The following is a 23,992-nucleotide window of genomic DNA, read 5'->3' as shown; positions in this document are numbered from 1 at the left end:
GACCAGGAGACATAGTGGCGAGTCAGGGTCAGCGTTTCCGGCGCAAGGCGCTCCGCCGGGGATACAAGGTCGACGAGGTGGATGCCTTCCTCGACCGGGTCGAGGCGACGCTCGACGGCCGACAGGTCGGTGCCCCGGTGGCCTCCCAGGAGGTTCATGACGTCGTCTTCCGGGTCCGCTTCAACGGCTACGACGAGTGGCAGGTCGACCTGCACCTGGACCGGGTCGAGCGGCAGCTGGCCGAGCTGGAGGAGCGCAACAGCGCCGGACGCGGTGGCGACCCCCGGATGGGTGACCGGATGGGCCCACCGGACCGGATGGGTCCGCCGATGCGTGACGACCGGGGCATGGTCCCGCAGCCGATGCCGCCCCGGCCGATGCCCGCGCAGGCCGGCCCGCCCTACGGCCGCTACGACGAGCCGACCGGTGCCTTCACCGGTGGGTACGACGCCCCTCGCGGCGGGGGTTACGACGCGCCACGTGGCCCGGCCGGCCCCCCGATGGGTCCCGGTGGCCCGATGGGCCCGGGCCCGATGGGTGGCCACGGCATGCCGCAGCGCGGCCTGCCCGCCGGCCCCAGCGGGTACGGCCCCCCGGACGACCAGCGCTCACCCGGTGGCTACGGCCAGGATGATCAGCGCGGCGGGTACGGCCCCGACGACCAGCGCGCGCCCGGCGGTTATCCACCGCCGCCGGAGGAGCCGCGCTTCGACGGCTTCGAGGCCGGGCGCCACGGCCGCGCCGACATGACGGCCGAGATCCGGATGCCGGAGCGGGATCTGCGCGACATGCGCCGTGGTCCGGCCGGTCCGCCTCCGCTGCCGCAGCCGGGCATGGGTGGTTCGCCGATGGCCGGTCCGCCCGCGGTCGCCGGCCCCCCGATGGGTGGCCCGCCGATGGGTGGCCCGCCGATGGCCGGTCCGCCCGGCAGCGACCTGTACCGGGTCGACCAGATCCGTCGTAGCTTCCAGGTGCGCCGGTTCGGCAGCGGGTACGACCCCGACCAGGTGGACCGGTTCTTCGACACCCTGCTCGGTGGCATGCAGCGCCGCAACCCGATGCCGGTCGACCCGAAGGACCTGGACACTCTCCGGTTCGGCCTGGTGCCGGGTGGCTACTTCGAGGCCGAGGTCGACGCCGCGCTCAAGGACGTGCAGGACATCCTCTTCGGGCGCTGACCCGACGCGATACGGACGAGGGCCCGTCCCCCGGGTGGGGGCGGGCCCTCGGCGTACGTCGGCCGGTCGTCCGGCGGTGGGTCGGGGTCAGGAGCGCAGACCGCTGCGCCGCAACACGATGTCGCCGATCACGATGATCAGCAGCAGCGCGGCCAGGCCGATCAGCCAGATGTCCTCGACCCTGCCCTCGTGGTTGCCGCAGATCATCGCCAGCAGCGCCAGTGCGGACAGCACGGCGCCGATCTGCCCGGCCTTGCGGTGCCCGGGCTTGTGCTGGTCTGGCGACGTTACCGGCTCGCTTCCTGCCACTGTCGGTCCTTCCCTCGCGATCGGATCTTTGGTTAGTCTGGCACGCCTCGTACGCGGTGCGGTGGGGTGGGGGTTTCCTGGCCATCGGCCCTGCCCCACCCGGGCTGAACGGCACTACCGGCGTCGCGGGGCGGCGGTCAGACTCGCTCCGGTAGCGTTTGGCGTACACCTGATTGTCTGTTTGAGGGGGACTGTGCGGTGCGAGTGACCGGAACCGGGCACGCCAGCATGCGGATCGACACGGCCGCGGGCAGCATCCTGTGCGACCCGTGGGTCAACCCGGCCTACTTCGCGTCGTGGTTCCCTTTCCCGGACAATTCCCTGCTGGACTGGGAGAGCCTGGGTCAGGTCGACTACCTGTACGTCTCCCACCTGCACCGGGACCACTTCGACGCGAAGCACCTGCGCGACTTCGTCTCCAAGGACGCCACGGTCCTGCTCCCCGAGTTCCCCACCTCGGAGATGGAGGACGAGTTCCGGGCGCTGGGCTTCACCAAGTTCCTGAAGGCGCCCAACGAGCAGGTGGTGGAGCTGCCCGGCGGCCTGAAGATCATGATTCAGGCGTTGACTAGCCCGACCGACGGCCCGATCGGCGACTCCTCGCTCTGGGTGGAGTACGAGGGTGTGCGGCTGCTCAACCAGAACGACGCCCGCCCCACCGACCTGAGCGTCTTCGCCGAGCTGGGGCACGTGCACGCGCACCTGCTCCAGTTCTCCGGTGCGATCTGGTACCCGATGGTCTACGAGCTGCCGCAGGCGGCGAAGACCGCGTTCGGCAAGCAGAAGCGTGACCGGCAGTTCGACCGGACCTGGCGGTACATCGACGACCTGAAGGCGTCGCACGTCTTCCCGATCGCCGGCCCGCCGTGCTTCCTCGACGACGCCCTGTGGCAGTTCAACGACATCCACGGCGACGAGGGCAACATCTTCCCCGACCAGTCCGTCTTCCTGTCGGAGTACGCCAAGGTCGGCGGCACCAACGGGATCGTGCTGCTGCCGGGCAGCGTCGCCGAGGTCACCACCGAGGGCGCGAGCACCACCCACCCGGTGCCGGTGCAGGAGTTCTTCGCGAACAAGGTCGCGCACCTGGAGGAGATGCGGGAGCGCAAGCGCCCGATCATCGAGGCGGAGAAGGCGTCCTGGCGGCACCCCGAGGTGGACGTGCTCGGCGAGATGAAGCGTCGGATCGAGCCGCTGCTCGACGAGTCGATCTACCTGGCCAAGGGGGTCGGCGGGCCGGTCCGTTTCGACCTGGTGGGTTATGACGGCGAGAGCGTCGAGTCGATCGTGGTGGACTTCCCCGGCAAGGAGGTCCGGCCGTACGCGGACGAGAAGGTGCGCTACCGGTTCCGGACCGAGCGGTCGCTGATCGAGCACCTGCTCTTCATCGACGAGGTGGACTGGGTCAACTCGCTCTTCCTGTCCTGCCGGTTCTCGGCGGCCCGGATCGGCCAGTACAACGAGTTCGTCTACGCGTTCTTCAAGTGCCTCTCCGAGGAGCGGCTCCAGTACGCCGAGGGCTGGTACGACGAGCACGAACGCAGCACCGACGCCGAGGACATCACGTTGGGCGACTGGGTGGTGCAGCGGCGGTGCCCGCACCTGAAGGCGGACCTGACCCGCTTCGGCATCGTCGACGGTGACCAGCTCACCTGCCAGTTGCACGGCTGGCGGTTCGACCTGCCCAGCGGCCGCTGCCTGACGAGCGTCGGCCACAAGGTGAGGGCGCACCGGGTGGACGCGGAGACTCCGGCTCCGGCCGGCGAGTCGGTCATCTGACGGGTCGGCCGGGGCGTTCGACGTGCTGCCCCGGCCACACCCCGTTCCGCCTCCCTGCCGCCGCCGGGTGCGCCAGGATGCAGTGGTGCGGTGAAAGCCGCAGTCCGGTAGCAACCGGACACCACCGAGGGCGGGGCGGCAGTGTCGGAGGGCGCGCAGGAGGACGAGTTCCGGTACGGGCGCGGCCGGGAGAAGACCCGCGACGCTGCCCGGGTGGAGACGTTCAGCGACGGGGTCTTCGCTGTCGTGCTGACGGTGATGGCCGTCGAGCTGTTGCAGAGCGGCCCGGCGCGGGAGAGCGGGCGGGAGCTTCCGGACGCCCTGGCCCACGCCTGGCCGTCCTACCTGGCCTACGTCATCACCTTCGCGATCGCGGGACAGGTCTGGCTCGCCCACCACAACCTGTGGCGGTACGTGGCCCGGGTCGATCAGATGCTGCTGGTCCTCAACCTGTTCGTGTTGCTCTTCATCGCCACCATCCCGTTCACCGCCGACCTGCTCTCGGACAACCTGCGCGGTGGGGTGACCGAGCAGCGGCTGACCGCCGCGCTCTACGTCGGCACCGTGCTCGGTGAGGCGATATTCGTCAATCTGACCTGGTGGTGGGCCCGCCGGCGGGGGCTGCTCCTCTCCGACCTGGATCCCCGGCTGGCCCAGGCGATCACACGTCGGATACTCCTCAAGCCCCTGCTCTACCTGGTGGCCTTCGCCGTCGTCTTCGTCGACCCGATCCTCAGCCTCGGCGCGTACCTCCTGCTGGTCGGCTACTACCTGATCGGGGGTGCGGGCGACCTGCGACCATCGGCCAGCGGGTCAGCGGCCTAGGTCGGCCAGGATGCGGCGCGCGGCGTTGTGGCCGGCCGCGCCGATGACGCTGCCAGCCGGGTGGCAGCCGGCGCTGCCGGCGTACACACCGTCGACGCCGGTGGCGTACGGCATCCGGTCGGTGAACGAGACGGTGTTGTCGACGTGGTGGATGTGCCCGCCGGTGATGCCGAAGTGCTCCTCGATGCCGGGCGGCGGCAGCGGCACCGCGTCGGCGATCAGGTCGGCGGTGCCGGGGGCGTACCGCTCGACGATCCCGAGCAGCCGGTCGACGTAGCCGGGCAGCTCCGCGTCCCAGGTGGTGCCGGCCAGCTCGTAGGGGACGGACTGGACGAAGAGCGCCGACGAGTGGTGCCCGGCGGCGTCGGAGAGCGACGGGTCGACGGTGGTGTGCAGGTACCACTCGATGGTGGGCTCCGCCGGCAGCAACCCGGCCTGCACGTCCGCCCACATGGCGCGCAGCGCGGTCATCGGCGACGCCTCCGCCCCGCCGACCAGCGACGCGGACCCGGGCAGCAGGTGGATGGTCGAGCCGAACGGGCTCGGTGTGCCGTCCGGAAGGCAGGAGAAGCGCGGCAGCCCGGTGAGGGCCAGGTTGAGCTTGAGCGTGGTGCCGGGCCGGCGGACCGCCGCCATCCGTTCGCCGAGCCGCGCCGGCAGGGCGCCGTCGGGCAACAGGTCCATCAACCGGTACGGGTCACACGCGCCGAGCACCACCCGGGCGGCGACCTCCCGACCGTCGGCCAGCACCACTCCGCTCGCCGCGCCCCCGTCCAGGGTCACCGCCCGCACCGGCGTACCGGTCAGGATGGTCGCTCCGGCGGCGCGCGCGGCCTCGGCGAAGGTCCGGGAGACGGTGCCCATCCCACCCTCGGCGATCATCCAGGTGCCACCGGAGCCGGGCAGTCGGCACATGTTGTGCACGAGGAAGTTGTGGCCGGTGCCGGGGTCGTCCGGGCCGGCGTTGAGCCCGGACAGGCCGTCGGTGACCGCGTACATGCTGACCAGCAGCTCGGAGCGGAACTCGAACCGGGCCAGGTAGTCGGCGACCGAGCCCTGCACGAGGTCGACGAAGACCTGGCGCAGCGCCGGGCGGACGTGCCGCTCGGCGGTCTCCTGGACGCTCAGCGGCTCGGCCAGCCAGGCCGGGGCGAGGTCTTCCCGGAGCGCGGCCAGCTCGGCCTGCATGGCGTCGTCGGCGGCCACGTCGGCGGGGGAGAAGAACTCCGCGAGCTGCGCCCGGGTGGCGGCGGTGTCGCTGCCGAAGAGCAGGTACGGCGAGCCGAGGCCGCCCGGGGTGGGGAGGAAGTAGTGCGGGTCGCGGCGCAGCACCGGAATCCGTACGTCGAGCGTGGCGAGCAGTTCCGGGGGCATCAGCCCGAGCAGGTACGACCCGGTGGAGTGGCGCAGCCCCGGCACTCTCGGGAACGGGTTCTCGGTGCGGGTGGCGCCGCCGATCACGTCGGCCGCCTCCAGCACGAGGACGTCCAGGCCGGCCCGGGCCAGCAGGACCGCGGAGACCAGACCGTTGTGCCCGGCACCGACGATCACGACATCGGCGCGGGCCGGAATCTCACTGCTCATGCCGCGGCAGCCTAGCCCGCCCCACCAGCCCAGGTCACCCCTTCCACCCCACACCACCCCTCCCCCCTGGGCCCCCCGGTGATCAAGAGGTTTGCGGCAAGAGATGGCTTCCCGGTGACGCAAACCTCTTGATCAACCCGGCGGGGCACCCGGCGGGGCGGGGGTGCGGGTGCGGGTGGGGTTGGTGCGCCAGTGGGAGAGGGCCAGGGTGGCGGAGTAGCCGGCCAGGACGATCACGTGGAACAGGTAGAGCCAGAGGAGGACGGCCACGCCGGCGCCGATGGCGTCGAAGCCCCCGAAGGGCACTCCCAGGTCCAGCGGGAGCGAGGCGAAGAGCACGAAGCCGTGCAGGAAGCCGGAGAGGTTCGCCGCGGTGAACGACCCGACCCCGAGGGTGGAGAGCCAGTCCGGTGAGGCCGGCCCGACGACCCGGAACACCCACACCAGCACCGGCGTCAGCACCAGCCAGACCCCCAGGAACGACAGCACCACACCGAGCACACCGAGCCAACCGCCCTGGCGTACGAGGCGGGTGGTGAGCGGGAGCGCCAGCAGGATCGACAGCAGCAGCGCGGGGGCCGGGGCGAGCAGTGGCAGCAGCAGGAGCCGGCCCCGCCAGCCGACCAGGTGCTCGTCGGAGCGGGGCGCGGCCACCGAGACGAAGGCCCGGCGCAGGCCCTCGCCGTACAGCGAGGCGGGCAGCAGGGAGGCCAGCGCCAGCAGCGGGGTCAACCCCACCCCGGCGTCGACCAGCGCCTCCACCGCCCGGGGCGCGCCGATCGCGGTGGGCAGGGCCTCCACGGCGTACGAGGTGAGCCGGCGTACCCGGTCGGCCCCGGCCACCAGCGCGGTGAGCCAGATCGCCAGCAGGGCGACCGGCACCACGGCGATCGCACCGTAGAAGGTGATCGCGGCGGCGTGCAGCGACAGGTCCCGTCCGCGCACCGGACGGAACGCGGCAGTGGTGATCCGTTTCGCGCGCTGCCATCCGTTGCTCATCGGATCCTCCTTCCCTGTCGCCGGGGCCGTCACTCCTTAAGATCGCCGGTCATGACTGTTCTCACCACCGAACGCCTGATCCTGCGTGACTGGACCGACGATCCGGCCGATCTGACCCGGATCTACGACATCTACTCGCGTCCCGAGGTGAGCCGATATCTGGGCATGGCGTCGGGTCTGCCGATGACCAACCCGGTTCAGGCCGTCGAGCGGCTGCGGATCTGGCAGGAGCGGCACGCCGACGACGGCGGCCGGTACGGCACGTGGGCGATCGAGGTACGCGAGACGGGCCAGGTGGTGGGCACCGCGTTGCTCAAGCCGCTGCCGGGGCGCGACGAGTCGCGCCGGACCGACGACATCGAGGTGGGCTGGCACCTGCACCCGGACGCGTGGGGTAACGGCTACGCCACCGAGGCGGCCCGCGCGGCGGTGGCACGGGAGTTCGCCGCCGGCACCCGCGAGATCTACGCGGTCGTGTCGCCGAGCAACGAGCCGTCGATGGCGGTCGCTCGGAGGCTGGGCATGACCCATGTCGGTCGGCGCACCGACTGGTACGGCGGGGAGCTGCTGGAGACCTTCGTGCTGACCGCACCAGATGCCTGATCGTTCCCGCACGACCTGACGCAAGATCCGTGCAACTTCGGGGAAGGTGTGGCCTCCAGTCGTCGGGAGGCGGCGCCTTCCCCGAAATTGTGGGCAGGCCGGGCAGAGCGGTAACCCCCACGGGACAGACAAGTCCGTCAATAGTCACGGTGGTCGAAGTGTTGACGCTCCCGTAGCACGTCAGTAACCTTTGGGCCAAAGTAACGCAAGATTTTGACAAACATGTGCACGGTTCCGTGCATGTGCTCGGAAGATTCAACGGGCTCCCTGGGGGAGGCCCGTTGATGGTCGTACCCATCTGGTGTTTCCAGCACGAGCGGCGCCCCCGCACCGCCCGTGCCAACCCGTCTCTCTCGATCCCCGGCCCGCTCGCGTCGGCCGGCGCTGCACCGCACCCCCACCCCGTGGTCCAGCCACCGCGGTAACCGTCCCCCGACGACAAGGACAGTGATGAGACGAACGAATCTGTTCAGGATGGTGGCGGCCACGGCCGCCGCCGCGCTGATCGCGACGGCCGGGGCGACCGCCCTCGCGAACCCGGCCGCCGCCGCCCGCCCGGCCGACCCGGCCGCCGCACCGAGCACCGGCTTCGCCCCGGCGGCCACCAACCTCGCCCAGGGCCGTCCCACCCAGGAGAGCGGCCACGCCGACGTCTACGACTCGTCGAAGGTCGTCGACGGCAACGCGGGCAGCTACTGGGAGAGCGTCAACAACGCGTTCCCGCAGTGGGTGCAGGTCGATCTCGGCTCGTCGCAGAGCGTCAACCAGGTCGTGCTGAAGCTGCCGACCTCCGGTTGGGGAACCCGGACGCAGACGCTGAGCGTGCGGGGCAGCACCAACGGTTCGTCCTTCACCGATCTGGTCGGGTCGCAGACGTACACCTTCAACCCCGCCAGCGGCAGCACCGCCACGATCAACTTCAGCTCGACCTCCACCCGCTACGTCCGGATCACCATCACCGCCAACAGCGGCTGGCCGGCCGGGCAGCTCTCCGAGTTGGAGGTGTACGGCAGCGGCGGCACCACCCCCGACACCACCGCGCCGAGCGTTCCCGGCAACCTCTCGTACACCCAGTCAGGCACCACCATCAGCCTCAACTGGGTCGCGTCGACCGACAACGCGGGCGGCAGCGGCATCGCCGGCTACGACGTCTACCGCAACGGCGCGTTCCTCCAGTCCATCGGCAACGTGACCACCTTCAACGACACCCAGCCCGCCACGGCGACAGTGTCGTACCACGTCCGGGCCCGTGACGCCGCCGGCAACCTCTCCGGCAACAGCAACACCGTCACCCGTACCGGCAGCGGTGACACCACCGCGCCGAGCGTCCCGGGGACGCTGTCGCACAGCACGTCGGGCAGCACGATCACGCTCAACTGGGGGGCCTCCACCGACTCCGGAGGCAGCGGGCTCGCCGGCTACAACGTCTACCGGGGCGGTAGCCTGATCGCCACGCTGGGCACCGTCCTCACCTACCAGGACACCCAACCGGCGACGGCGACCGTGTCCTACTACGTCCGGGCCCGTGACGGCGCCGGCAACCTCTCCGACAACAGCAACACCGTCACGCGGACCGGCAGCAACCCGCCCGCCTGCACCAACGTGGCGCAGGGCAAGAGCATGACGGCGAGCGGCTCCACCTTCAGCTTCACCCCCGACAAGGCGAACGACGGGCAGCTCACCACCTACTGGGAGGGTGCGGCGAGCTACCCGCAGAACCTGACCGTGGCGCTGGGCGCGAACCACTCCATCTCCGGCGTCACAGTGAAGCTCAACCCGGACCCGGCCTGGGGCACCCGTACCCAGACCATCCAGGTCCTCGGCCGCGACCAGGCGTCGTCGGCGTACACCAGTCTGGTGTCGGCGGCGGCCTACCAGTTCGCCCAGGGCACCAACCTGGTGACCATCCCGGTCAGCGCGACCACCGCGGACGTGCAGTTGCGGTTCACCGGCAACACCGGTGCCCCGTCCGGTCAGGTGGCCGAGCTTGAGGTGTGCGGCACGCCGGCGCCCAACCCGGATCTGGTCGTCAGCTCGGTGACCTGGTCTCCCACGTCGCCCAGCGAGGTCTCCCCGGTCACCCTCTCTGCGGTGGTGCAGAACATCGGTTCGGCCGCCGCCGGTGCGACCACTGTGAACTTCAGCCTGGCCGGCGCGGTCGTCGGCAGCGCCTCGGTGGGCACGCTCGCCGCGGGCGCCTCGACCACCGTGTCGTTCAACGCCGGTACGCGGCCGATGGGCAGCTACGCCGTCTCGGCGGTGGTCGACCCGGCGAACACGATCGTCGAGCAGAACAACGGCAACAACAGCCGCACCGCCGCGTCACCGCTGGTGGTGGCGCAGGCCCCGGGTCCCGACCTCCAGGTACTCAGCATCGCCTCGAACCCGCCGAACCCGGCCGTCGGGGCGTCCGTCACCTTCACCGTGACGGTTCGCAACCGGGGCACCAGCGCGACCGGCGCGACCACTGTCACCCGGCTGGTGGCGGGCAGCACCACGCTCAACACCAACACCGCCTCGATCGCCGCTGGCGCGACGGTCACCGTGGCCGTCAGCGGTAGCTGGACCGCCACCAGCGGCGGCGCCACCATCACCGCCACCGCCGACGCCACCAACGTGGTCGCCGAGACCAACGAGACCAACAACGCGTTCAGCCAGTCGATAGTGGTCGGTCGTGGGGCCGCCGTCCCGTACGTCTCCTACGAGGCGGAGGCCGGCCGTTACCAGGGCACCCTGCTGGAGGCCGACCCGCTGCGCACCTTCGGGCACACCAACTTCGCCAGCGAGTCCTCGGGTCGCAAGTCGGTACGACTCACCAGCACCGGCCAGTTCGTCGAGTTCACCTCGGCCAACCAGGCTAACTCCATCGTGGTGCGTAACTCCATCCCGGACGCGCCCGGTGGTGGCGGCATCGAGGCGACCATCAGCCTCTACGTCAACGACGTCTTCACCCGGAAGTTGACAGTGTCGTCGAAGCACAGCTGGCTCTACGGCAACACCGACGGGCCGGAGGCGCTGACCAACACTCCGCAGGCCGACGCCCGACGGCTCTTCGACGAGTCGAACGCGCTGTTGGCGCAGTCGTACCCGGCCGGCACCCGGTTCAAGTTGCAGCGCGACTCGGGTGACACCGCCTCCTTCTACGTCATCGACATGATCGATCTGGAGCAGGTGGCGCCGGCGGCGAGCCAGCCGGCCGGTTGCACCTCGATCACCTCGTACGGTGCGGTCCCGAACGACGGGCTGGACGACACCGCCGCCATCCAGCGGGCGGTGACCGACGACCAGAACGGTGTCATCAGCTGCGTCTGGATCCCCGCCGGGCAGTGGCGGCAGGAGCAGAAGATCCTGACCGACGACCCGCTGAACCGGGGTACGCACAACCAGGTCGGCATCAGCAACGTCACGATCCGGGGCGCCGGCATGTGGCACTCGCAGCTCTACACGCTGACCGAGCCGCAGAACGTCGTGGGCGGCATCAACCACCCGCACGAGGGCAACTTCGGCTTCGACATCGACAAGAACACCCAGATCTCCGACATCGCCATCTTCGGCTCGGGCCGGATCCGGGGCGGTGACGGCAACGCCGAGGGTGGCGTTGGTCTGAACGGTCGCTTCGGCACCGGCACGAAGATCAGTAACGTGTGGATCGAGCACGCCAACGTGGGTGTCTGGGTGGGCCGCGACTACGACAACATCCCCGACCTCTGGGGGCCGGCCGATGGGCTGGAGTTCACCGGCATGCGGATCCGCAACACGTACGCCGACGGCATCAACTTCAGCAACGGCACGCGTAACTCGCGGGTGTTCAACTCGTCCTTCCGCACCACCGGTGACGACGCGCTCGCCGTCTGGGCCAACCCGTACGTCAAGGACCGCAACGTCGACATCGCCCACGACAACCACTTCGTCAACAACACCATCCAGCTGCCCTGGCGGGCCAACGGCATCGCCATCTACGGCGGCTACGACAACTCGATCGAGAACAACCTGATCTACGACACCGCCAACTACCCGGGCATCATGCTGGCGACCGACCACGACCCGCTGCCGTTCTCCGGCACGACGCTGATCGCCAACAACGGGCTCTACCGCACCGGCGGCGCCTTCTGGAACGAGGACCAGGAGTTCGGTGCCATCACCCTCTTCCCGGCCACCAGGGACATCGTCGGAGTCACCATCCGTGACACCGACATCATCGACTCCACGTACGACGGCATCCAGTTCAAGAACGGTGGCGGCAACATGCCGAACGTCGCCATCACCAACGTGCGGATCGACAGGTCCGTCAACGGTGCCGGCATCCTCGCGATGAGCGGCGCGCGCGGCAACGCCAACCTGACCAACGTGACCATCACCAACTCGGCCGACGGCAACATCGTCATCCAGCCGGGCTCGCAGTTCGTCATCAACGGCGGCTAGCCGTCCGCTTGATCACACGGTCCAAGTGAAGTCGGGGTGTCCGCAGACGCGGACACCCCGACTCTCGTGCTGGTCACTACGGCGCTCAGCCGAAGGACTTGACCCCGCGCCAGTCGTCACCCAGGACGACCTTCACCGGCCCACCGGTGTTGGTGGTGGACGGGTGATAGATCCGCATCATGCCGTCCGTGCCCGAACGGGTCCAGAAATCAGGCACCCGGTCTCCGCTGACGTCCGGAATGCTGATCATGGCGCTGATGTTGGCCTCGGACCATCCCGTCCCGTACGAGACGTCGCCGCTGCGCGAGCCGGCGGCCGACTTGAGCGAATCAAGGTTCACGCTGCCCGCGGTCGAGCCAGGCTTGCCGTGCCGGACGTACATGTTGCCGTTGTCCAGGTTGCGCCAGAGCATGTCCGGTGTGCCGTCCAGATCGATGTCGGCGACGTTGACGACCTCACGTCGGGCCCAGGCGGTGCCCTCCATCAGGGTCGCCTCCTGGAAGCTGCCACCCGTGTAGCCGCTCAGCGCCCAGAAGGCGGGCCCGGCCCGCAGAATCAGGTCCGGGAGTTTGTCGCCGGTGATGTCACCGACGGCCTTGATCTGGGTCCAGGTGTCCGGCGAGGGCACCGCGGTTCCGCCGACACCGGTGGCCGGGAGGATGACCCGCAGCCGACGCTCGACGTCGAAGGTGCCGTACCCGTCGCCCGGGTAGAGCCAGAAGCCGCCGTCCGGGGTGCGGGCGAACATGTCGGTCGTGCCGTCGCCGGGATAGGTGTCGGTGTGCTTGGTGAGCAGGGCCGCCCTGCCCGTGTTCGGGTCGAACCAGTGACCCGTCGGGTTGAGCTTTCCGTCGCTGTAGGAGCCGACGAGCCAGGCGTACAGCTCGCCGCCCGTGTCACCGGCGTAGTTGCGCAGGTTGCCCGAGGAGTCCACCAGGAGCAGGTCCGGAATTCCGTCACCGCCCGTGTCGCCAGGCCCGTCGGCGGTCGAGCGCGGCGGCAGGTAGAACGTGTAGTCGGTGCGGGCGCTGCGGTTGCCGACCGAGTCGTACGCGTACACGTGCAGGGTGGTGGGGCCGGCGTGCCGGGGGGCCAGGTTGGGCACCGTGGCTTTGCCGGCGGTCGCTGCCACGCTCACGGCGCCGATGCTCTCGAACGAGTAGGTGAAGCTCGTGGCGCCGGAGGCGGTGAACGTGATGGGACCGGTCTCGCCGAACTTGATCGTGGCCCACGTCGCGCCGTCGGGGGTGGCCTCCTTGAAGACGTCGCTGGCGACGTCCGGTGCCGGGGGTGCGGAGGCGTCGATGGTGAGGCGGCACGGCTCGTTGCCGGGTGGGAAGAACGACGACGTGGCGCCGACCGCGTCCTCGGCGCTCACCTCCCACGAGTAGACCGCCTTGTCCTCCAGGTTGCCGGCGGGGATCGTCAGGCTGGCCTTGCCGTCGCTCGTGGCGGTGACGGCGGTGCCCGCCGGGGTGGTCGTGCCGTTCTTCCAGAAGCGGAAGCGCAGGCTCTTGAGGTTGCCGTCACCATCCGAGGCGGACGCGGACAGGATGATGTTGGTCTTCGCCACCGTCACGCCTCCGCCGGGGCCGGGCACGCAGCTACCGCCGGGTGAGGTGGTGCCGCCCGTCGGCTCGTTGGGCGGCCGGTTGTAGGTGACGGTCAGCTCGGCGGAGGTGACCTTGAACTTGCGCCAGGTCAGCGTGTCGGACTCGCTGCTGGCCCGCATGCCGAGGGTGAGGTTCGCCCAGCCGCCGTTGGCGGCGTCCTGGGCGCCCTTCTTCACGTCGAAGCTCACGTAGTCGTCGGCGCAGCTGCTGCCGTAGCCGTAGGCGAAGGACCGTCGGGACTGCTCCTCCGCCCATGCCGGCTGCTTGTTCCAGGTGCTGCCGCTGGAGATGGAACCGGTGCGCCAGAGCTGCATCTCGCGGGACGTGCAGTTCCACGAGTGGTTGTTCAGCACCTTGAAGCTGGCCAGTGTGACCGTCGCGCCCTTGATTTTGGCGTCGAAGCCCATCCGCCAGAACGAGCGGGCTCGCAGCGGCGTGTCCTCCTCGTAGCCCACCCGGGCGTCAGTGGTTCCGGAGTTGAAGTTGGTGCCGTTGTAGGTGTTGGTGTTGGGGTGCTGTGAATAGACGGTGGCCCAGGCCTGTTTGCCGCTGGTGAGGGTCGGGTCCAGGAAGACGGGGAAGAGCACGTCCGGGCCGGTGAGCAGCCCGGTGGCGGCGGCGTCGAGGTGCAGTCGGACGTCGCCGGTGCCGTCGCCGTCGAGTCGGGTGGGGATCTGCGCCTCGCGTGCGCCCGGCTCACTGCCGACGAGGCCGGATAGCTTCAGCACGTCGGCGGGCGTGGCCACGGAGGTGCGGGGGGCGCTGTCGGGCGCCTCCGGGTCGCGTCCGGCGGAGTCCCAGGCAAACGGGCTGGGGATCGAGCTGACCTCCTCGCCGCTGACCTTGTCGAGGGCGAGGACGCCGCCGGTTGTCGCGTCGCGGCGGAAGACGACCGTCGGGGAGCGCAGACCGTAGGTCAGGGAGCTGACGGCCTGGATCGTGGCGGCTGATCGGTTCTTGACGATCAGCAGCTGTCCGACGCCGCCGTCGTCGCGGGCGACGACGAGCAGATCGACTCCGGGGTGGACCTCGGGGTAGAGGGCGCGCGGGCCGTCGAGCACCGGCTTCGGCAGTCGGCCGGGCCAGGTGTACGCGATGGTGTGGCCCTCGACGTCCATCTCGGTCAGTACGGTCGGGGTGCCGTCCGGTTGACCACTGTCGCTGCCGCCGGAGAACCGCACCGGCGTGACGGCGTTGACGGGTCGGATGTCCAGTCCGCTGGCGGTGCTTGCACCGCGGGTCAGGGTGTTGTCGACCGCCACCCACTGGCCGGAGGTGTTCTTCGACCGTTGGGGGATGGCGTGGACGGTGGTGCGCAACTGCCCGTTCGGCATCGCCCAGGTGAGCGAGGTGGCGCTGGTGGCCGTATCCACCAGCACGTCCGTGCCGGTTCGCCGGGCGTCGGTCATCGCGGTCGCCTCGTCGCGCGGGGCGGCCGGCACCGGCGCGAGGACGGTGTCGCGCGGTTGGTCGGTCCACCGCAATGGCAGTGGGGTCGCGACAAGTGCGGCCAGCAGGACGCCCAGGGTGAGAGTCAGCCTGAAGCGCGTACGCACAAGCGGGCTGAGCAGGCGAGGCACGGTCACGGCGCTTCTACTCCCGTGGGGGCCGACAACAGGGGGATGGCACAACAAGCAGCCCCGTCCGGCGGGCCGCGGGGCAAAACGCGAGCACACGATCGCATGACGCGAGTCTTTTTCGTCCGCCCGAGCAACGTTATCGATCCGTTACACAACGCTGGGAAGTCGTCAGGGGTTCATGCGTAATTTGATCTTGTGTACGTTTTGCCAGCCCGATTCAGGGGCGGTTGGGCCGATTTTCCCGCAAGCCCGATTATTGCCATCCGCAACTAACTGATCACCAATGGCGGCGTGACCCAGATCACGCAATGTCGATCCGGTGATGATCGGCTGGCCTTGAGTGATGACTCCGTCTACCGCAGAGTGCTCACGCACGTGCCGATCCGGCACGTGCTTTTTCGCGGTTTTCCGCGCCTCCTCGTTCGTTTTGCGCCTGGGTGGAGTCGACACGTATGCGTGGTATCGGGTTGCTGTCCCGGCGGTGGCATGGCCGACGGACCTCGACGGAGCCGCTTCGCCCTCGGGGGCACCGCGCCCGTACGGCGATGGTGCTGTTCCTGTCCACGACACTCGTCGCGACCTCCGTGCCCGCGCCGGCGTGGGCGGTGCCGGGCGCTGGCATGAGCCGCGAGGACACCCAGGTCCAGTTGCCGGACGTCCCGCAGAGCAAGCAGGTCCTGCAGAACCAGGAAGCCGACTCGGACCTGCTCACCGCCGACCAGGTGCCGGTGGTTCCGTACGCGCCCACGTCCGTCGCGCCGTGGCAGCAGGACAGCGGCGCCGTGGACCTGACCGGCGTCGAGGCTGGCGCGACCAGGCAGGTCGACGACCTGCCGGTCGCCCTCGGCGTACCGGCCGGTGGTGACCCGGCTGCCCTCGCCGGGACCTGGACCGTCGATCTCGCCGCACCCGAGGCGTCCCAGGCGGCCAGCGTGTCGGGCCTGATCATGAAGATCACCCCGCCGGCCACCGCCGACCCGGCCGCCGAGGTCGCTCTCGACGTCAACTACACGGACTTCGCCGACCTGTACGGCCCGCTGGCGGCCGACCGCTTCGGCGTCATGCTGTTGCCCGACTGCGTCTTCGACGCCCCCGACAGCGGCGACTGCGCCACCGGCGACAGCGGGACGATGTGGGCAGCACCCGGTGCGACGAGTGCCCAGGTGGTGTCCAGCCAGGTGAAGCTGGTGCCCACCAAGCGGGCGTCGGCACGCGTCGCGGCCACCGCGGACGAGCCGACGCAGCGGGTCGTCACGGGCAAGGTGCCCGTGGGCGCGTTGCTGGGTGCACAGGGTGCGGCGGGCGCACGCGCGGCCGCTGCGGAAAGCTCAAGCGTCGTCGGCGTACTGGACACCGGAGCGTCCGCGGCCGGCGACTTCACCGCCACTCCGCTGCTCTCCTCGGGCTCCTGGGCCGCGGGTTCGTCGTCTGGCGCCTTCACCTACTCGTACCAGGTGCAGACTCCCGAGACGGCCGCCGGCCTGATGCCGAAGGTGTCTCTGTCGTACTCCTCGCAGTCGGTGGACGGCCGCACCTCCGCCAGCAACAACCAGTCCTCCTGGATCGGTGACGGCTGGGACTACAGCGCGGGGGCGATCACCCGCAGTTACGCCAGCTGCCGCGAGGACTCGAAGAAGCCAGGTGCGAACAACTCCTCCCACCGCACCGCCGACCTCTGCTGGGGTTCGAAGAACGCCACCCTGTCACTTGCCGGAATGACCACCGAGCTGGTCTGGGACGAGGGCAGAGGGGCCTGGTTCACCGCCAACGGCGACGGTTCCAAGGTCCAGTTGGTGCAGGACACCAGCCTGGCCAACGGTGACGCCGACGGCGAGTACTGGATCGTCACGACCCGCGACGGCACCCGCTACCACTTCGGCCGCAACCGCCTTCCGGGCTGGTCAGACCGGGGCAGCGCGGCGGACGACCCGGTCACCAACTCGGTGCTCACCGTGCCGGTGTACGGCAACCACGCGAATGAGCCCTGCTACAAGGCGGGCAACTGGGCCGGCTCGGCCTGCATCGAGGCGTGGCGGTGGTCCCTCGACTACGTCGAGGACATCCACGGCAACGCCATGAGTCTGTGGTGGGAACGCGAGACGAACCACTACGCCCGGAACTTCAACTTCAAGGACCCGGTCAGCTACGACCGCGGCGGCTACCTGACCCGCATCGACTACGGGCAGCGCAAGGACAATCTCTTCTCCGAGGTGCCGCTGGCGCGAATCGCCTTCAGCGTCGCAGAGCGCTGCTTCGCCGAGGGATCGCTCACCTGCACCGACGGCAACTTCGCCAGCACCAACCCCGACAAGTACCGAATCTGGTACGACACTCCGGCGGACCTGCGGTGCTCCGCCGACCAGAAGTGCTGGAACGCCTCGCCGTCCTTCTTCACCCGCAAGCGCCTCGACAAGATCACCACGTCGGCGCAGCGGACGTCGGCCAAGACCCTCCAGCTCGTGGACGAGTACCAGCTCAAGCAGTCGTTCCCGATCCTCAAGACCGGCCCCAACACCGCGCTCTGGCTGGAGTCCATCACCCGTACCGGACACGGCCGAAGCGGCGACAAGATCGCGCTCAACGCGGTGCGCTTCGAGTCCAACACCGAGGAGATGCCGAACCGCGTCAAGCGGGACAACCGCCCCGGCTTCTCCCGCCTGCGCATCGCTCGGGTCATCAACGAGTACGGCGGCGAGACCGTCATCAACTACAAGGCGCCGGTGGGTGACTGCAAGGACGGCACCGGCCTGCCCGGCAAGGGCGACACCGCCGAGCTGAAGGCCAACGACAGGCTGTGCTACCCCGCCTTCTGGCACCCCGACCCGGCGGTCGAGGAGATCGACTGGTTCCAGAAGTACGTCGTCGACAGCGTCGAGGAACTCCCCAACCTGGACGGCGCGTACACCACCATCACCGGGTACGCGTACGAGAAGCCGGCATGGCGGCTCGCCGAGCAGGAGTTCACGAAGAAGTCCACCCGCACGTACTCCCAGTTCGCCGGCGTCGAGAAGGTCACCGTCATCACCGGCGCCGACGACCCCGACATCGGAAGCAAGCGGAGCAAGTCCGTCACCCGGTACTTCCGGGGCCTGGGCGACACCGTCTCGGTGAAGGACTCCACCGGCTCCGAGATCGCCAAGGACCACGAGGCGTTCGCCGGCCGGGTCGCCGAGGAGTTGACGTACGCCGACGCCGCCGACGCCGACGGCGACTGGCTCACCCGCAGCGTGACGTTCCCCGCCGCGCAGGAACTCGCGACGCGCTCACGTGACGACGGACTGAGCCCCTTGCAGGCATGGCGGGTCACCGAGCCCCGGCAGGCCTCGTACACCAGGTCCTCCGGCACCGGTGACGACACCCGCACCCTGCGCACCGTCGAGACGAAGACCACCCACGAGACGACGCACGGTCTGCCCACGCACATCGAGTCGCTCGGTGACACCGGCAAGACCGGCGACGAGTCCTGCACCTTCGTGGAGTACCTGCACCGCGACGACAAGAACCTCATCGGGTTGACCAAGCAGATCCGCACCAGCCCGACGACCTGCGCCACTGCCAACTTCGACGACCTGAAGACGCTGAGTTCCGCGGGCCGGGTCGCCTACGACGGGCAGGCGTACGACGTCGCGCTCGGCGCCTCGACCCGCGGGCTGGCGAGCCAGACCTGGTCGTTGAAGGGCGACGGTTCCGGCTTCCAGAACGACGGCACCACGGGCTTCGACGCCATCGGTCGCGTCGTCAGCAGCACCGACCCGGACGGCAAGACCTCCACGATCACTTACACTCCGGCCACCGGCCAGGCCACCAGCGTCACCGAGGAGAACTCGCTCGGGCACAGGCAGATCCGGGAGTTGGATCCGGGCCGCGCCGTCACGGTCAAGACCACCGACCTGAACGACCGGGTCAGTGAGGCGAAGTACGACGCGCTGGGCCGCCTCGTCGAGGCGTGGGGACCTGGACGCACCCCGTCGTCCACGTCCGTACCGGACTTCCGGGCCCAGTACACAGTGCCCGCCGGGAAGCCGCCGTACATCACCACCTTCGCCCGGGGGCACGAGAACCGCGTCCAGACCTCCGTCGCCATCTACGACGGCCTGGGCCGCGAACGGCAGACCCAGGAGGAGGCCACCGGCGGCGGCCGGCTGATCACCGACACCCACTACAACAGCTCCGGCGAGGTGTGGCGGACCAACAACGCCTACCTCGCCAAGGGAGCGCCGAACGGCCAGCTGTTCACGCCGTACGTGGATACCGAAAACCCGGCACCCGTACCCAATGCCACCCTCTACACCTACGACGGCCTCGGCCGGGTGACCCAGGAGCTGCCGGTACTGGCCGAGGTCGAGCAGCCGGCCCGGGCCACCCGCTACGCGTACGGCGCCGACCACTCCACGGTGATCAACCCGGCGGGTGCGACCTCCTACCGGCTGTTCACCGACGCCCTGGGCCGGACCACCCGGGTCGACACCTTCACCAACAGCGCCCGCACCGAGTTCACCACGATGCGCTACCAGCACGATGCGCGTGGCCAACTCGCGCAGGCCAGCCACTCCGCGAGCCCGACCCGCCCGTGGACCTGGACCTACGACCAGCGCGGCCGGATGGAGACCTCCACCGACCCGGACTCCGGCACCAGCCGGATGACGTACGACCACCGGGACCGGCAGCTGACCTCCACCAACGCTCGCGGTATCACCGTCTGGAACGGGTACGACCAGCTGTCCCGCCCGACGTCTCAGCGGCTCGGCAGCAGCACCGGCACGCTCCTGGGTGAGTTCACCTACGACACCGTCGCCGGTGGCAAGGGCCTGCCGGCGAGCGCCACCCGTTACACCGACGGCCTGCCGTACACCCAGACCGTCGGCGGCTACAGCAACGACTACCAGCCGACGTCGACGACGCTCACGCTGCCGCAGACCGTCGCCAACACGTGGGGCCTGCGGACCTCCTACACCTACGAGTACAACTACACCGACACCGGTCTGCCGGAGTCGACCACACTTCCCGCAGTCGGCAGCCTCCCGTCCGAGAAGCTCCTCGTCCGCTACACCAAGGACGGCCTGCCACTGTCGGTGTCCGGTAAGGACTGGTACGGCGCGGAGACCGTGTACTCGCCGTACGGGCAGGTGCTGCGGTCCACCCTCGGCGCCCAGCCGTACCGGGTGTGGACGATGGCCTCGTACGACGACGCCAGCGGTGCCCTCAACAGCCAGCAGGTCTACCGCGAGCAGACCGGCGACAAGAGCATCGTCGGCGGGAACCTCGTCTCGAACCGCTCCTACAACTACGACGACGCGGGCAACATCCTCGCGATCCGCGAGCAGGCGACCGGCATCGAGGAACGGCAGTGCTTCCAGTACGCGCTGGGCCGGGTGAAGACGGCCTGGACCGCCAGCAACCAGGCGCAGTGCTCGCCGGGCCCGGTCAACGCGGACGGCACCCTCAACGTGGCGGCCGGCACTGACAAGTCCGGCTACTGGCAGGAGTACGAGTACGACCTGCTCGGCAACCGCACCAAGCTGGTGGAGAAGGACCTGACCGGCGCCACCGCCAAGGACGCCACCACCTCGTACACCTATGGCAAGGCCGACGGCAGCCAGCCGCGGACCCTCACCAAGGTGACCAAGAACTACGTCACCCCGGCCGGTGCCGCGGTCACCGCGGCGGCCGAGCGACTGTACGAGCTGACCGGTGAGACGAAGTCCGTCACCTCGATCCAGAACGGCGACCAGCAGACGCTGTCCTGGACCTACGACGGCCAGATCGACCGGATCGCCGGTGCGGGCACCAAGGGCAAGAGCCCGTACGTCGGTCTGGCCGGCAAGTGCCTCGACCTCACCAACGGACTCGCCACCCCCAACCAGCCCCTCATGCTCTACCCGTGCAACGAGTCGCCCGCGCAGAAGTGGGCGTTCGCTGCCACGCCGAACCAGAGCAACGCCAACCTGGGAACCCTGGCCGCGTACGACAACTGGTGTGTGCAGCCGGCTGCCACCACCGCAGGCTCGGTCCTCGCGGTGCAGGCCTGCAACGGCTCGGCGGGCCAGCAACTGGAACGCCTGTCGACGGGCCAGCTCAAGCACACCGCGTCCGGGCTGTGCGTCGCCGTCAAGGACGCGGCGTCCGCCGATGGCACGCCGATCGTGTTGGCCGCGTGCGCCAACGTGCCCGCCCAGCAGTGGGAGGCGCAGGACGAGACCCGGCACATCTACGGGCCGGGTGGCACCCGTCTCCTGACGATCCAGCAGCGCCAGGCGACCCTGAACCTGGGCGAGGCGCAGCTCACCGTGCAGCAGGGCGGGGTGCAGATCTCCGTCCAACGCTCGTACGCCGCGCCGGGTGGCACCGTGGTGCGCTACGCGAACCGCGCCGTCGCCGGCTCGAACCTGCTGGCCCTCGCCGGCGACCACCAGGGCAGCACGTACGCCGAGATCGGCCTGCACGACGCGGCGATGCCGGTGCGGATCCGCAAGCAGGACCCGTTCGGCAACCAACGTGGCACCACCCCGCTCAGCGTCAACATGCAGAGCAACAAGGGATTCCTCGGCGCGGTCCGCGACGACGCCTCCGGCTACACCCCGCTCGGCGCACGCCTGTACGACCCGACCGTGGGACGGTTCCTCTCCGCCGACCCGGTCCTGGACCTGACCGACCCGGCCCAGTCCAACGGGTACGCGTACGCCCACAACAACCCGGTGACCCACTCGGACCCGTCGGGTCTGTCGGTGGCGCTGACCGCATCGGAGACGGCTGCGGCGCTGGCGGGCGCGGGCCTGTCGGCGGCGATGGTCGCCCAGGCGCAGGCGAACATGGGCCGATCGCTGATGTCGGTGATCCTCGATTCGGCCTGGTACATGCTGAAGGACTTCATCGGGATCAACGACGCCATCAACTGCTTCGGCGGTGACATGTGGGCGTGCGGCAGCCTGATCATCGGCGCGATCCCCTGGGGCAAGATCGGCAAGATCCCGGCCGTGATAAGGGCGATCGACCGGACGATCGCAGCGATCCAGGCGTGGAAGGCCGCGAAACGGGCGGCTGAGGCTGTCCTGGCGGCCGTCCGAGCGGCGGAGACAGCGGCACTCAACGCCAAGAAGCTGGCGATCGAACGGGCGAAGAAGGCCGCCCAGGCAGCCAAGAAAAAGGCCGCCGACAAGATCAACACGACCAGTAACAAGGCGACGAACGCCACGAAGAAAACCGGTAACCCGGCCCAGAAGGATGCCCAGGCCAAGTCCAACCCGAAGGGCTCCTCGGCCGCGTCGAGCGGCGCCGGCAAGTCCGGCGCCAGCAAGGGCTCCGGCAGTGCCGGCAAGGGCGACTCAAAGCCCGGTGGCTCGTCGGGTGCTTCCGGCCGCAGCAATGGCGGGGCCAGTGGAGGGGGCGGCACCGGCAGAGCCGACGGCGGAGACTCCTGCCTCGTCAACAGCTTCGTTCCCGGCACGAAGGTCCTGATGGCGGACGGGTCCACCAAGCCCATCGAGGACGTCAAGCCGGGCGACAAGGTCCAGGTCACTGATCCCGAGACGGGTCGGGTCGAGGTGGAGACGGTCACCGCGGCGATCAAGGGTGACGGCGTCAAGCACCTGGTGCAGGTCACCATCGACACCGACGGTGAGCAGGGTTCGGCCACGGCCGAGGTCACGGCGACCGACGGTCACCCGTTCTGGGTGCCGGAGCTGAACGAGTGGGTCGACGCCGTCGATCTGCGATCCGGCCAGCTGCTGCGAACCGGTGCCGGCACCCTCGTGCAGGTCACAGCAATCGAACGGTGGACCACTCCATGGGCCACCGTCCACAACCTGACCGTCGCCAACACCCACACGTACTATGTGATAGCCGGCAACACGCCGGTGCTCGTCCACAACTGCGGTAACGACCCCGACGCGGTTCACCTGGACTTGCACTACAAAGAAGGATGGAGCCCCACGCAAATTGACGAGGCCGACGGAAAGGTCGCGTACCTGAATGATCTCGCGCAGGACGGACTGCTCGTGAAGACGCAGGCAGTACGTGTCGTCCCGGGATCCGCGGCAGGTCGACTTCGTCGGGCAGGCGAAACCGTTCCGGATGGTTATCACGGTGATCACATGCAGGATCTCCAGCTGGGCGGGTCAGATACGCTAAGTAACCTTGGTGCGCTTGATGGTAGTGTGAACACCAGCCTTGGGCCACAGATTGACGCTCGGATTAGGAATCTTCCTATGGGAACTAGAGTGTGTGGCGTGTCGATTTGCAAGAGGCCGTGATGTTTGAGAATTTCATCAGCAATTTTCCCGCCGACGCGCGAAGTGCGTTGCCGCCTTACCGTGAACCGCGGCTAGGAAGCGTCGCAGGATACAACGAGTTGGTCCGTATTGGTTCCGGAATCTCGTTCGGTGCCGGCATCCTGCGGGTGCACTCTGGAGACGAAGCTTCCCGGGCTCGCGAGCTTGTGCAGCAGGTATTTCCCGGCTACGTCGATATTGTGCCTATTGCCAAAGACTGGCTCGGCAGACAGTTCGCGCTCGATTTCGCGGGTGTCGATCCCACGTTTCCCCGATTGTTGCTCTTTGAGCCGGGCTCTGCTGAGGTGTTTGACGTCGAGTGCGCTATAGAGCAGCTGTTTGATGTCGAGATGGTGGCAGATCCGGTTACTTTTCTTGCCTCGAATCTATTTTCTGAATGGCGGGGTGCGGGATTCTCGGTTCCTCAAAGTGGGCAGTGTGTAGGGTTCAAGGTTCCATTGTTCCTTGGTGGTGCGGGGTCCATCGAAAACCTGGAAATCGGTGACGAAGAAGTGTATTGGTCGATCTTGGGGCAGCTTCAGGCTAAACCGAAATAGCCGGACTGGCGGATGCGACTGCCAAGGGCGTGCCAAACATCGTTTGTGTGCGCTTATTGAACCTTGAGATTTGTCAACTTGGGTGACGACGCGTAGCGGCGTGACGTCGATTCCGGAACCCGTCGCGTGGGTTGAACCGTGATGGATCGTCGCGGCCTTGATCGCTTCGGCTGGGAAGGCGTCGCCTGGTCATCCGCGGTCGCTGTGCGGCCCCGCGTGCACGCGGGGCCGTAGGCCTCCATTTTGGCGGTAGGCATCGTCATGACGCACTGGGTG

12 protein-coding genes are annotated in these 23,992 nt (G+C 68.9%); 7 read left to right on the top strand and 5 right to left on the bottom strand.

Annotated features, from left to right (window positions below; all coding sequences use genetic code 11):
- Positions 1-14 precede the first annotated feature (14 nt).
- The gene (locus ABTW72_RS17365) at positions 15-1,178 is read left to right on the top strand and encodes a DivIVA domain-containing protein (RefSeq protein WP_350859913.1); all 1,164 of its coding nucleotides are present in this window, start codon (positions 15-17) and stop codon (positions 1,176-1,178) included.
- Between the two features lie 87 nt (positions 1,179-1,265).
- On the opposite strand, the gene ABTW72_RS17360 is transcribed toward ABTW72_RS17365, so the two are convergent.
- Positions 1,266-1,487, bottom strand: a complete 222-nt coding sequence (locus tag ABTW72_RS17360; RefSeq protein ID WP_036412111.1) for a DUF2631 domain-containing protein — start codon at positions 1,485-1,487, stop codon at positions 1,266-1,268.
- Positions 1,488-1,685: 198 nt separating this feature from the next.
- Between ABTW72_RS17360 and ABTW72_RS17355 the strand changes: the two genes are divergently transcribed.
- A complete protein-coding gene (locus tag ABTW72_RS17355) occupies positions 1,686-3,266 on the top strand; it encodes a Rieske 2Fe-2S domain-containing protein (RefSeq protein ID WP_350859909.1) in 1,581 nt (526 codons plus the stop codon).
- Between the two features lie 141 nt (positions 3,267-3,407).
- Positions 3,408-4,091 carry a TMEM175 family protein gene (locus tag ABTW72_RS17350; RefSeq protein WP_350859906.1) on the top strand — a complete coding sequence of 228 codons (684 nt, stop codon included), beginning with the start codon at positions 3,408-3,410 and terminating at the stop codon, positions 4,089-4,091.
- Here the strand turns inward: ABTW72_RS17350 and ABTW72_RS17345 are convergent.
- Positions 4,080-5,675: a phytoene desaturase family protein gene (locus ABTW72_RS17345; protein ID WP_350859903.1), complete on the bottom strand. Its 1,596-nt coding sequence runs from the start codon at positions 5,673-5,675 to the stop codon at positions 4,080-4,082. The two genes, ABTW72_RS17350 and ABTW72_RS17345, sit on opposite strands and share 12 nt — an antisense overlap.
- A 132-nt stretch (positions 5,676-5,807) precedes the next feature.
- Positions 5,808-6,674, bottom strand: a complete 867-nt coding sequence (locus ABTW72_RS17340; protein WP_350859900.1) for a YhjD/YihY/BrkB family envelope integrity protein — start codon at positions 6,672-6,674, stop codon at positions 5,808-5,810.
- A gap of 51 nt (positions 6,675-6,725) precedes the next feature.
- Here ABTW72_RS17340 and ABTW72_RS17335 point away from each other — a divergent pair, with 51 nt between their 5' ends.
- Together ABTW72_RS17335 and ABTW72_RS17330 are read left to right on the top strand one after the other, a co-directional pair.
- Positions 6,726-7,277, top strand: coding sequence for a GNAT family N-acetyltransferase (locus ABTW72_RS17335; RefSeq protein WP_350859897.1), 552 nt, complete (start codon positions 6,726-6,728; stop codon positions 7,275-7,277).
- A gap of 450 nt (positions 7,278-7,727) precedes the next feature.
- On the top strand, positions 7,728-11,699 hold the full coding sequence (locus ABTW72_RS17330) for a CARDB domain-containing protein (RefSeq protein ID WP_350859894.1): 3,972 nt from the start codon (positions 7,728-7,730) through the stop codon (positions 11,697-11,699).
- 85 nt (positions 11,700-11,784) lie between these two features.
- On the opposite strand, the gene ABTW72_RS17325 is transcribed toward ABTW72_RS17330, so the two are convergent.
- Together ABTW72_RS17325 and ABTW72_RS17320 are read right to left on the bottom strand one after the other, a co-directional pair.
- A complete protein-coding gene (locus ABTW72_RS17325; RefSeq protein ID WP_350859891.1) occupies positions 11,785-14,898 on the bottom strand; it encodes a DNRLRE domain-containing protein in 3,114 nt (1,037 codons plus the stop codon).
- 162 nt (positions 14,899-15,060) lie between these two features.
- Positions 15,061-15,342, bottom strand: a complete 282-nt coding sequence (locus ABTW72_RS17320) for a hypothetical protein (protein WP_350859888.1) — start codon at positions 15,340-15,342, stop codon at positions 15,061-15,063.
- 2 nt (positions 15,343-15,344) lie between these two features.
- Between ABTW72_RS17320 and ABTW72_RS17315 the strand changes: the two genes are divergently transcribed.
- Complete coding sequence (locus ABTW72_RS17315) at positions 15,345-23,141, top strand: ricin-type beta-trefoil lectin domain protein (RefSeq protein ID WP_350859885.1); 7,797 nt, start codon at positions 15,345-15,347, stop codon at positions 23,139-23,141.
- Positions 23,141-23,716 (top strand): T6SS immunity protein Tdi1 domain-containing protein, encoded by a 576-nt coding sequence (locus ABTW72_RS17310; protein WP_350859882.1) that lies wholly within the window; start codon positions 23,141-23,143, stop codon positions 23,714-23,716. The genes ABTW72_RS17315 and ABTW72_RS17310 overlap by 1 nt, the downstream gene beginning before the upstream one ends.
- Positions 23,717-23,992: the final 276 nt, after the last annotated feature.

This window comes from Micromonospora sp. NPDC127501, assembly GCF_040302185.1.
GTDB lineage: Bacteria > Actinomycetota > Actinomycetes > Mycobacteriales > Micromonosporaceae > Micromonospora.
The sequence above is the reverse complement of the archived record's forward strand: the minus strand, read 5'-3'. Positions and strand labels throughout refer to the sequence as shown.

Coding starts and splice junctions, on each gene's coding strand:
- ABTW72_RS17330 (WP_350859894.1), top strand. CDS start 7,728: ATGAGACGAACGAATCTGTTCAGGATGGTGGCGGCCACGGCCGCCGCC.
- ABTW72_RS17345 (WP_350859903.1), bottom strand. CDS start 5,675: ATGAGCAGTGAGATTCCGGCCCGCGCCGATGTCGTGATCGTCGGTGCC.
- ABTW72_RS17340 (WP_350859900.1), bottom strand. CDS start 6,674: ATGAGCAACGGATGGCAGCGCGCGAAACGGATCACCACTGCCGCGTTC.
- ABTW72_RS17315 (WP_350859885.1), top strand. CDS start 15,345: ATGCGTGGTATCGGGTTGCTGTCCCGGCGGTGGCATGGCCGACGGACC.
- ABTW72_RS17310 (WP_350859882.1), top strand. CDS start 23,141: ATGTTTGAGAATTTCATCAGCAATTTTCCCGCCGACGCGCGAAGTGCG.
- ABTW72_RS17335 (WP_350859897.1), top strand. CDS start 6,726: ATGACTGTTCTCACCACCGAACGCCTGATCCTGCGTGACTGGACCGAC.